The sequence below is a fragment of the Bradyrhizobium sp. genome, assembly GCF_030693485.1.
Lineage (GTDB): Bacteria > Pseudomonadota > Alphaproteobacteria > Rhizobiales > Xanthobacteraceae > Bradyrhizobium.
This window is the reverse complement of record NZ_JAUYAN010000246.1, coordinates 1-10,236: the sequence shown is the minus strand read 5'-3', so window position 1 is coordinate 10,236 and position 10,236 is coordinate 1. Positions and strand designations below refer to the sequence as shown.

The 10,236-nt window shown below is 62.1% G+C and carries 11 protein-coding genes and 1 pseudogene; 1 reads left to right on the top strand and 11 read right to left on the bottom strand.

The window, feature by feature from the left end; all coding sequences use genetic code 11:
* From Q8N40_RS18070 to Q8N40_RS18060, 3 genes and pseudogenes are all read right to left on the bottom strand, one after another.
* Positions 1 to 117, bottom strand: a pseudogene (locus tag Q8N40_RS18070) (leucyl/phenylalanyl-tRNA--protein transferase); the annotation flags it as partial.
* Between the two features lie 54 nt (positions 118 to 171).
* Positions 172 to 1,419, bottom strand: a complete 1,248-nt coding sequence (locus Q8N40_RS18065) for a histidine kinase dimerization/phosphoacceptor domain -containing protein (RefSeq protein WP_305712781.1) — start codon at positions 1,417 to 1,419, stop codon at positions 172 to 174.
* The gene (locus tag Q8N40_RS18060) at positions 1,416 to 1,844 is read right to left on the bottom strand and encodes a response regulator (protein WP_305712780.1); all 429 of its coding nucleotides are present in this window, start codon (positions 1,842 to 1,844) and stop codon (positions 1,416 to 1,418) included. Before Q8N40_RS18060 ends, Q8N40_RS18065 begins: the two co-directional genes overlap by 4 nt.
* Before the next feature lie 134 nt (positions 1,845 to 1,978).
* On the opposite strand from Q8N40_RS18060, the gene Q8N40_RS18055 reads away from it, so the two are divergent.
* Positions 1,979 to 2,224, top strand: coding sequence for a hypothetical protein (locus tag Q8N40_RS18055; RefSeq protein WP_305321964.1), 246 nt, complete (start codon positions 1,979 to 1,981; stop codon positions 2,222 to 2,224).
* Positions 2,225 to 2,975: 751 nt separating this feature from the next.
* On the opposite strand, the gene Q8N40_RS18050 is transcribed toward Q8N40_RS18055, so the two are convergent.
* The 8 genes from Q8N40_RS18050 to Q8N40_RS18015 form a co-directional block, all read right to left on the bottom strand.
* Positions 2,976 to 4,067, bottom strand: a complete 1,092-nt coding sequence (locus tag Q8N40_RS18050; RefSeq protein WP_305712779.1) for a sensor histidine kinase — start codon at positions 4,065 to 4,067, stop codon at positions 2,976 to 2,978.
* Positions 4,064 to 4,504 carry a response regulator gene (locus tag Q8N40_RS18045; RefSeq protein WP_305321966.1) on the bottom strand — a complete coding sequence of 147 codons (441 nt, stop codon included), beginning with the start codon at positions 4,502 to 4,504 and terminating at the stop codon, positions 4,064 to 4,066. The genes Q8N40_RS18050 and Q8N40_RS18045 overlap by 4 nt, the downstream gene beginning before the upstream one ends.
* Complete coding sequence (locus Q8N40_RS18040; RefSeq protein ID WP_305712778.1) at positions 4,501 to 6,033, bottom strand: ATP-binding protein; 1,533 nt, start codon at positions 6,031 to 6,033, stop codon at positions 4,501 to 4,503. Before Q8N40_RS18040 ends, Q8N40_RS18045 begins: the two co-directional genes overlap by 4 nt.
* Positions 6,034 to 6,160: 127 nt before the next feature.
* On the bottom strand, positions 6,161 to 7,510 hold the full coding sequence (gene accC, locus Q8N40_RS18035) for an acetyl-CoA carboxylase biotin carboxylase subunit (protein ID WP_305712777.1): 1,350 nt from the start codon (positions 7,508 to 7,510) through the stop codon (positions 6,161 to 6,163).
* Between the two features lie 86 nt (positions 7,511 to 7,596).
* Positions 7,597 to 8,088, bottom strand: a complete 492-nt coding sequence (gene accB / locus Q8N40_RS18030; RefSeq protein WP_305712776.1) for an acetyl-CoA carboxylase biotin carboxyl carrier protein — start codon at positions 8,086 to 8,088, stop codon at positions 7,597 to 7,599.
* A gap of 43 nt (positions 8,089 to 8,131) precedes the next feature.
* Entirely contained in the window at positions 8,132 to 8,599 is a 468-nt protein-coding gene (gene aroQ, locus Q8N40_RS18025) for a type II 3-dehydroquinate dehydratase (protein WP_305322666.1), read from the bottom strand.
* A 265-nt stretch (positions 8,600 to 8,864) separates the two neighbouring features.
* Positions 8,865 to 9,455 (bottom strand): DUF1236 domain-containing protein, encoded by a 591-nt coding sequence (locus tag Q8N40_RS18020; protein WP_305322665.1) that lies wholly within the window; start codon positions 9,453 to 9,455, stop codon positions 8,865 to 8,867.
* 380 nt (positions 9,456 to 9,835) lie between these two features.
* Positions 9,836 to 10,236, bottom strand: a 401-nt coding sequence (locus Q8N40_RS18015) for a DsbA family protein (RefSeq protein WP_305712775.1), incomplete at its 5' end; no start/stop codon positions are given.

Here is a 10,236-nt window from a genome sequence, read left to right as displayed (position 1 = left end):
GACCCAGAACAGGGTGGGATCGTCGGCGCTTTCGGCCATCGGAAAAATGCCGCAGGCATAGGCGCGCAGCAGCACTTCGGGCGTAATGTCGGAGGAGGCGGAGTCGCGCGACGTCATGGCGGCAGGATAGCAGTTTCGGGGCAGGCGCGGCTAGCTCGCCGCCGGAATGTCTCAGGCCGCTGCTTGACCTGCGCCAGCGATGGTCACGATCGCATCTGGCATAGCTGAAGGGGAAACGGGGATCTTGATCGTCCACTTCGTGCCGTTTTCCGAGTCGAGGCTCGCTGTTCCTCCGACCTGTTCAACGAGACGGCGCACCAGCCCAAGACCGTGCCGCTTGCTTTCGGCTTGGGGCTTGAAACCCTCGCCGTCATCGCGGAGGATCATGGTCATCGCGCTGAGGTCTGAATCGACGCTCTGAACGGAAACGACGATCAATCCTTTGCCGCCGGGGAAGGCGTGGTCATAGCTGTTGGTCACCACCTCCGTCACAACAATCCCAAGTGCTGTCGCCGCATCGAGATCGACGATAAAGGGCTCGCTGTCGCACGTCAGCGTGACTGTGCCTTCCGGCGCACCCTGTATCTCTGCGAGGTGGAGGCATAGCGATTTGATGTAGCTGCCGAAATCGATGGTGCGGGTCATCTCGGCGCCGAGCAAATGGTCATACACTTGGGCTAGGGTGGAGACCCGGCGTGCGATCGCCTTGATGCCCCGCTGCCCGGCCTTGTCTACGGTGTCGCCAAGCTGTTTGTTCAGCATTCCGTAGACGAGCTGCAGATTGTTGCGGACTCGGTGTTGCAGCTCTTCCGCCAAAACGTTCTTCTGGATCAGCAGCCGGTCCTTGTCCCGGACCAGAATTTTCATCTGCTCGATGGTGTTCTGCAGGGTTGCCGTCCGCGCCGAGGTCGCGACGGCCTCAGCCAGGACATTGGCGAAGCCGGTGAGGAAGTCGATATCGTGCTGATCGTAATCGTGCTGGCGGTCATTGTCGATTTCCAGCACGCCGTACGGCTGGGCGTCGTCCTTGACATGGATCACGACATCGACTGTCGAAACGATGCCGTGCGCTGCGTAGAACTCGGGCAGCTCGAAGTTGCTGTCCTTGCGTACGTCATTGCAGATCGAGGGCTCGCCGGTGATGAACGCCCGGCCTTGGGGTGACGTCGGATCGGCGCATACGACCGTGCCGATGACTCCCGCTTTCCAGCCATGTCCGGCCTCGATGTAAAGGTCGTTCTCCGCGGCGCGATACCGGCACACTTTGGCATAGGGGACGCCAAGGCCTTCGGCGCAGACTCGCGCGGCCTCGGTCAGAACCTTCTGCAGATCCGCCTCGCGAAGCGCAAAGCTGCCGAAGCGGGCAATCGCTGTTTGCTGGCGCAGAAGTTTCCGTACTTTTGCGCCGTCGTGGCTCATGCGGTGGCCATCGGCGGAGCCGTGGCTGCCGGACGCAATATCTGGAAGCCTTTCGGGAATGGCGGCAACGCGTTGCCGCTAGAGATCTCGCTGACGATTTTCAGGGCACGCACCAGATCGGTGGCGCTATAGGGTTTGGAAAGGCAGGCGTCACCATCGGCGGTTGTCAGCACGACCTGCGACATGTTGCCGGTGGCATAAAGTACACCGAGCTTGCCGAACGGGAGCAATTGCGCAGCGATTTCGGTACCCAGGCCGCCATCGGCGAGGCGGAAGTCGAGCACGGCAAGATCAGGCTTGTGCTTGTGAGCCAGGGCGACCGCCTCGGCCACCGTGCGAGCGATGCCGCAAACTTCATATCCAGCGTCGATGAGAATCTCTTCCGCCAGATCGGCGATCATCAGATCGTCTTCGGCGATCAACACCTTTGGCAAGCGCGTTCCTCCGGCCCGGCGACCAAGTCGCAGCGATGCCCGTCTGTACAGTTCTGGCGCTAACTCCCAGGGGATGTCGCAGTTCCGAACGCACCCTGGACTTGGCCCCAGACAGATTGACCTGCATGGCAAAGAAAATCTGTGCAATTTTGACCATCGCAATAAAAGCGCCGCCTGCAGGCGTTGATTGCGTGACCAGTTTTGTAATGCGTCGACGTCGAGGGAACCAAATTGCGGAAGGAAACTTTCTTCAAGGAACACCGCGCTTGAAACAGCGCATGCCTGAACCGGAGTGCACCATGAACATCTTCTACATCATCGGCGTGATCGTCGTAATTCTTTTTGTCGCGGGCTTTCTGGGACTTCGTTGAGCAGTCCTGGTATTGCATCGGCAGGCAGGCGTAAGGCCGGACGGAAGCGCATCCCCGCCTCAAGCGAGCGTTTTTCAGTCGCTCTCTAAATTTCAGTCGCGCTCTAAACACGGCGAATTCCCGGTGGTGATCCGGCGCGTGCGACCGGCAGCGTTGAACATCGAAAAAATTCAGGAACCTTAGTGAGGGGCGGACAGTTGGCCTCTCACAGGAGAATTCAGTGCATAAAGACGGAAAACAAATAGTCGAGACGGCAGTCGAAGCGCGGGGCGGTCGGTTGGGCCGGCCGGTTCTCCTGGTGCTGCTCGTCAGCTGCGTTCTGGCAGTGGCCGCACTTATTTTTGCATATTCAGGCACGTGAAGTTCTCAAGGCTTTAGGAGACTTCCTATGGAACTGATCCTTATTATCGTTGTCTTGGTGCTGCTGTTCGGCGGCGGGGGATACTGGGGTCGCCGCAGAGGTCATTGGTAAAAGTGCGCACAGCGGCCATTGCGGAGAAAGTGCGCCTTGTTGCGTAGCCTCCAGAGTTTCGATTCCATGGTCGTCCAGACCCATCGAATGTCCACATTCGAACGCGCCCACGAAGCGATTGTGGAGGCTGCCGTGAGCTTACCGTTTGAATTCAGCGACGCCATCAGCTTCCGGAACGGAGCGGTGAACTGCTTATCGCGTGGCCGTCCGAGGGCCACGTTGGGCGTTTCTGCCCGGCGGCCTCACGGCTGCCGGGCATTTTTGCGACGAAGGGAACGGCTAACTCGCCGCCGCGCAGACGGGCTTTGCCACGGGCTTGTTGATGCGGCGAAACCGCAGCACGATCCGGGTGCCGGAATGGTTGGGATCGCGTTCGACCGCGGCTTCCAGTTTCGAGGCCATCGCGGACACGATGCGCTGGCCCATGCCGGTGGAGCGCGGGTCGGTCTTGACGTTGAGGCCGACGCCGTCGTCGCAAATCGCCAGTTCGAGATCGTCGCCATCGACATCGAGGGTGACATGGATTGGCCCGGCGCCATCGGGGTAGGCGTATTTCACCGCGTTCATGACCAGCTCGTTGACAATGATGCCGATCGCCACTGCGCGATCGGGGTCGATCTCGACCTGCTCGGCCTTCAAGGTCAGCCGCGACATCTTGTTGCCCTCGGCCGACCGTCTGAGATCCTCGAGCAGGGCTTCGAGATACTGGTTCAGCAGCACGCTTTTCAGATCGTGCGAGGTATAGAGCCGGCGGTGCACCTGCGCCACCGCGGCGACCCGGCCCATCGCATTGGTCAGCGCCGCCTTGACGTCGTCCTGATTGCTGGAATTGGCCTGCAGGTGCAACAGCGAGGCGATGATCTGCAAGCTGTTGCCGACGCGGTGGTTGACCTCGCGCAGCAGCACCTCGCGCTCCGCGGCGAGCGCGGCATAGCGGTCGCGCGAGGCGCGGACCTCGGCCTCGGCCTCGTCGCGGGCCTTGCGAACCATCGCCTGCCGGATCGCGCCGTCGACGGCGACATGAAGCAGGGGGATGAAATCGCCCTGGACATCCTTGACCAGATAATCGACGGCGCCGGCCTTCAGCGCGGTGACGGCGATCGCGGAATCCTGCGACGCGGTGACGAACACCACCGGCGGCGCTTGCGGGATCGCGAGAATCTGCTCCAGCGTCTCGAGACCGTCGAGGCCGGGCATGTACTGGTCGAGGGCGATGACGTCGATGCCGCCCTGCTTCAACCGCTCCAGCCCCTGCGCGCCGCCTTCGGCATGCTCTACCTTCAAGCCGAGCCGCGTCAGGCCGCGGCTGACCAGCCGGGCCAGCGCCGCGTCGTCGTCGATGTAAAGCAGCGTGGGCTGGCTCGCGTTCATGTGGCGGCTGCGGGAACCTGGATGACGGAGAAGAACAGTCCGAGCTGGCGAATGGCGTTGGCGAAGCTTTCGTAGTTCACCGGCTTGGTGATGTAGACGTTGGCGCCGAGTTCATAGCAGCGCTTGATCTCCTGGGAATCGTCGGTGGTGGTGAGCACTACGACCGGCGCGCATTTGAGATAGGCGTTTTCCTTGACCCGCCGCAAGATGTCGATGCCGGTCATGTCGGGCAAATTCAGATCGAGCAGAATCAGCAGCGCGTTGCCCTTGTGCGCGAGGCCGCTGCCGTCGCTGCCGAACAGGTATTTCACCGCATCTGTACCGTTGGTGAACGGTATGATCTCGTTATTGACGCCGGAGCGGCGGATATTGCGTTCGATCAGACGGGCATGTCCCTCGTCATCCTCGATCATGATGATGGTGACTGGATTGCTCATGATTCCCTGTTCCGGTTGGTGGCCGCCCAGCGAATGGGCAGCGTAATGGTGAAGGTACTGCCGTGGTTGAGCTCCGACGATACCGACATGGTTCCGCCGAGCCGCCGCACCAGGGCCCGGACGTGAGCGAGCCCGATGCCCTGGCCCGGTTTGTCCTGGGTTCCGGCGCGGCGAAACAGGTCGAAAATCCGCTGGTGATCCTTGGGATCGATACCACGGCCGTTGTCGGATACCTCGAAAATCGCAAAACCGAGCTTGGTCCGGCCCCGGACATGGAGTTCGCCGGGAATTCCCGGCCTCAGATATTTAAGCGCGTTGTCGATCAGGTTGGAGAAAATCTGTTCCATCGCGAGGCGATCGCTGACGATGTCGGGCAGCGGTTCGATGTGGATATTGGCCTCGGCCTCCGCGGCCTGGTGCGCCACCGTGCTGACGATGGTTTCGATCAGTTCGCGGGTGTCGATCTGCACCGGCTGGAACTCGCGCCGCCCCTCGCGGGTGAGGTTGAGGATCGCCGTGATCAGGCGGTCCATCTTGGCGATCGATGATTTGATGAAGCCGAGCGCCTCGGTAAAATCCTGCGAGAGTTGCTTGTCGGCGCCTTCGAGCACGGGTTCGGCGCTGTCAGTCGCATTGTCGGGCGCCGCCGGCGCCGCCGATTGTGTGCGGGCAAGCGATGCGATCCGCCGGAAGATGTCGCCGCGCAGTTCCTCCAGTTCGCTGGTAAAGCCCATGATGTTGACCAGCGGCGAGCGCAAATCATGGCTGACGATATAGGCGAAGCGCTGGATCTCGTCGTTGGCCTCGCGCAGATCGGCGGTGCGTTCGTCGACAGTGGTTTCCAGATTGAGGTTGTTTTCGCGCAACATCGCCTCGGCGCCGTCGCGCGCATTGGCGGATCGTCGCACCAGGAAAATGGAAATACCGGCCAGTGCGATCACCAGCCCGGAGCCGGCGATGGTCACGGCCGAGGCAAGCTGCTGGGTTCGATCGGCGGCCGCGATCCGAAGCGACAACAACCGCTCCTCTTCCGCGCGCATGGCGGCGGACAGCTCGGTGATGCTCTTGACGGTTGGCCCCGTGGCGACGTCGCGCGCCATCGCCAGGGCGCTGGCCTTGTCGTTGCCTTTGATGAAATCAACGAAGCGGGCAAACTCCTGCAGCCGAACCTCGACCGAAGCCCTGAGCTGTTTGATGTGCTGTGCCTGGGCCGGATTGTCGCTCGTCGATCGCGCGAGTTCCTCCAGATTGGGCAATATTGTGGCGACCGCGGCCTCATGGTCAGTCAGGAGCTGGGGATCGGAGGTCATGAAGTAGGCCCGGGCCGAGCTTTCGGCGCGACGTATCTGCAAAAGCAAGGTCGATATCATGCCTTCGACTTCGACCGCGCGCACGATACCGGCATTGTCGGAACGCGTTTGATTGACCAACAAAACAGAAGCGGTGCTGATCGCGACCAACACCAGAAATCCCGCCGCAAGCAGCAGGATCTGGCCAATTGCGCGGCGGCGCGTGGCGTCAGGCGTCACGGCTGTCTCTGGTCATGAAGGATCGGGATTCCAGCAGTCCGCGGGGCGGGAGGGTGTCCCGACCCACAGCAACGCCGGTGCGGGCAATGGGTTCCAGGGCCTCGGAATTATTGTTGTCGGCTGGCCGTCAGCCGGGGTTCTGGCCGGCCAGATACTGTTCGAGCCAGTGGATATGATAGTCGCCGTCGATGATGGCGGGCTCCCGCACCAGCGCCCGGAACAGCGGCAGCGTGGTCTCGATGCCCTCGACCACCATTTCGTCGAGCGCGCGGCGCAGCCGCATCAAGCACTCGCCCCGGGTCTTGCCATGGACGATCAGCTTGCCGACCAGCGAATCGTAATAGGGCGGGATGACGTAGCCCTGATAGACGGCGGAATCGATCCGCACGCCGAGGCCGCCCGGCGGATGGTATTGCGTGATCTTGCCCGGTGACGGGCGGAAGGTCTGGGGATTTTCCGCGTTAACGCGGCATTCGATGGCGTGGCCGATGATCTGGATCTCGTCCTGCGTCGCCGGCAGATCGCCGCCGGCGGCGATGCGGATCTGTTCCAGCACGAGGTCGATATCGGTGATCGACTCGGTGACGGGATGTTCGACCTGGATCCGGGTGTTCATTTCGATGAAATAGAACTCGCCGTCCTCGTACAGGAATTCGATGGTGCCGACGCCGAGATACTTCATGTCCTGCATCGCCTTGGCGCAGGTGGCGCCGATCGTGGCGCGCGCCGCGGCCGCCAGAACCGGCGAGGGGCCTTCTTCCCAGATCTTCTGGTGGCGCCGCTGCAGCGAGCAATCGCGCTCGCCGAGATGGATGGCGCCGCCGCGGCCGTCACCGAGGATCTGGATTTCGATGTGACGCGGCTTCTGCAGGTATTTTTCCAGATAGACCGAGGCGTCGCCGAAAGCCGATTTGGCCTCGTTGGACGCGGTCGACAGCGCCAGCATCAAATCTTCAGGGGTTCGCGCCACCTTCATGCCGCGGCCGCCGCCGCCGGAAGCGGCCTTTACCAGCACCGGAAAGCCGATGGCCTGCGCGATCGCCATCGCGTCGTCCTCGGCGCCGACCGCACCGTCGGAGCCCGGCACCACGGGAATGCCGAGTTTCTTCGCGGTCTTCTTGGCCTCGATCTTGTCGCCCATCAGGCGGATGTGCTCGGCCTTCGGGCCGATGAAATGCAGATTGTGCTCGCCGAGGATTTCGGCGAAGCGGGCGTTTTCCGACAGAAAGCCGTAGCCCGGATGCACGGCGTCGGCGCCGGTGATCTCACAGGCCGCCAGCAGCGCCGGGACGTTGAGGTAGCTGTCCTTGGACGGCGGCGGCCCGATGCAGACGCTCTCGTCGGCCAGCCGCACATGCATGGCGTCGGCATCGGCGGTGGAATGCACCGCGACGGTGGCGATGCCGAGCTCCTTGCACGCACGCAGGATGCGCAGTGCAATCTCGCCGCGATTGGCTATCAGGATCTTGTCGAACATGGGGTTCCTAAGGGACCAACGGCGAATAGCGAATGGCGAATGATGGATCGGGTAACCATTCGCTGTTCGCCACTCGCCATTCGCCTCTATTCAATAATTACCAGCGGTTCGCCGAATTCGACCGGCTGGCCGTCCTCGACGAGAATCTGCGTCACGGTGCCCGCGCGCGTCGACGGGATCTGGTTCATCGTCTTCATGGCTTCGATGATCAGCAGCGTCTGCCCGACCGCCACCCTGGCGCCGACCTCGATGAACGGCTTGGCGCCGGGCTCGGACGACCAGTAGGCGGTGCCGACCATCGGCGAGGGCACCACGCCCGGGTGCTTTGCGAGATCGGCGATGGCGGCCGGTGTAACGCTCGCGGCGGATGCTGTGGAACCGGAAGGCATCTGCTGGAAATTCGCCGGCATCGATGCGGCGATGCTGATGTTGCGGGCGACCCGCACCCGCAGGCCGGCGCGTTCGATCTCGATCTCGGTGAGACTGGTCTCGTCGAGCAGCAATGCGAGTTCGCGAATGAGCGCACTGTCGTCGCTCTTGAACTTCGCGTCTTTGGTGTCGTCAGGCTGGCGCGCCATGATCTGGATCCGGAGCTTTCTGTGGGGTGACGGTCGAACGGCGTCAGGCAATCGCCTTGACGCCGATTTTGGCGGCAAGGCCGTTGATCGCCAATCGGTAACCGTCGATGCCGAAGCCGCAAAGCGATGCGAACGCGGCCCGGGCGGTGAAGGAATGATGACGAAAATCCTCGCGGGCATGGATGTTGGTAACGTGCACTTCGACGGTCGGAATTCTCACCGCCACCAACGCGTCGTGCAGCGCGATCGAGGTGTGCGAATAGCCGCCGGCATTGATGATGATCCCGGCCGCCTTTTTCGCCAGCGCCTCGTGGATGAAATCAATCAGTTCGCCCTCGCGGTTGGACTGCCGGCAATCGGCCTTGAGGCCGAATAGCGCGGCGGTCTGCACGCACAGCTGCTCGACGTCGGCGAGTCCGGCATGGCCGTATTTCTCGGGCTCCCGGGTCCCCAACAGATTGAGGTTGGGGCCGTTGAGCACGTAAATCGTCTCGGCAGGTCTTTCGGCCATCCAGATCCCGGTAATGCGGCTGTGGTGGCGGGGTTATAGGTAACATCAGGCCCAAGGGGAAGCCTTTAGGCCGTCCTGGACCCGGCCCAAATGCCTAACCCGGCTTGTAAAAAGCCGGGTGGAACCTGTGGAAATCGTTCGTTAACAAAGGTTTCGAGATCAGTACTCCGCAGGTTCGTCCGCAGGCCGGCCATCGATTGACGCGAAAAGGGGCGGGCATTGCTGCCCGCCCCTTACGCCGAGGATAAGTGGCCGTACCCGGCACCTAGCCTTCGATGATGTAGACGATCTCGTAGGTCTGGGGTCGAACGATGACGTAACGGCCTTTGACCAGGATGACCTGATAGCCGCGCCATTCCGGATAGATCTCGACGATCCGCGGCGGAAGCGGATAGAAGGTGACCGAGCTCGGAACGCGCGTGCCAATCGAGATGTTGAAGTTGACGTTGGTGGTTTCCTTGATGCTCGTCTCCGAACGAATGGCGGAGACGATCTGGGTGCGCTTTTCGGGCGGGGGAGCGGCGGTCGCCGACGTCGCGGCGTTGCCGGTGGTGGCGCCGGACTTGCTGTCGGTCTGGGCGTTGGTGCCGGTCTTGCTGGCGCCATCCTTCGACATGCTGTCCTTGGACATGCCATCCTTGGACTGCGCATCCTTCATGCCGTCCTTGGCCATACCGTCCTTTGACTGCACGTTCTTCATGCCGTCCTTGGCCATGCCGTCCTTGGACTGCGCGTCCTTCATGCCATCCTTGGCCATGCCGTCCTTGGACTGCACGTTCTTCATGCCGTCCTTGCCCATGCCATCCTTGGACTGAGTGGTGCTCGTGCCCGGAGCAGCGCCAGAGTCACGGTTCATCGCACCACCCGACGGGGCAGGGCTCTGCTGGGCTGCGGGAGGGCTTCCACCCCCGGCGGCGCCGCCTGCAGCAGGCGCACCGTCACGGCTGCTGCCGCCCGGACCCTGCGCAAACGCCAATCCGCTGCCCGCGATCAACGCTGCGGCTGCGACAGAAATCATCAAGCGATTAGTCATGGAATATCTCCTCATGTGAACATTGCCCGCGTCGACAACGGCAGCCCGTGCCCGATGTTCCGCGTATTTGCCGGTTCCATCGATTTTGTTTGATGAATGCGTGATGAACGCGCCGCTTCGAAAAAGGCGCAAACAAAAGGCCGGCTCGGGAGCCGGCCTTTCAGTTCAGCAACGCTGCAGTAGCAGATTGCAGAATACGTAACTCAGCACGTCGCCTTGCCGCAACGCGCGATGCCGATTTTTTCCCGCAGCGTTTCGACGCCGACCGCGCCGATCACCACCTGCTTGCCGATCACGTAGCTCGGCGTACCGTTCATGCCCATCGCTTCGGCGAGCTTGAAGCTCTCCTCCAGCGTGGCGCGCACTTCCGGACTGGTGAGATCCTTTTCGAGCCTGGCCATGTCGGCGCCGGCGTCCCTGGCGGCAGCCATCGAACGCGCCTTGTCGGCCTGGCCCTTGCCGTTGAGCAGCTTCTGGTGAAAGTCGAGATACTTCTTGCCGCTGGGGTCCTGCATGCGCACGGCGACCCCGACCTGGGCGGCTTCGACGGAGGAGGGGCCGAGCACCGGGAATTCCTTCAGCACCACCTTCAGCTTCGGATCCG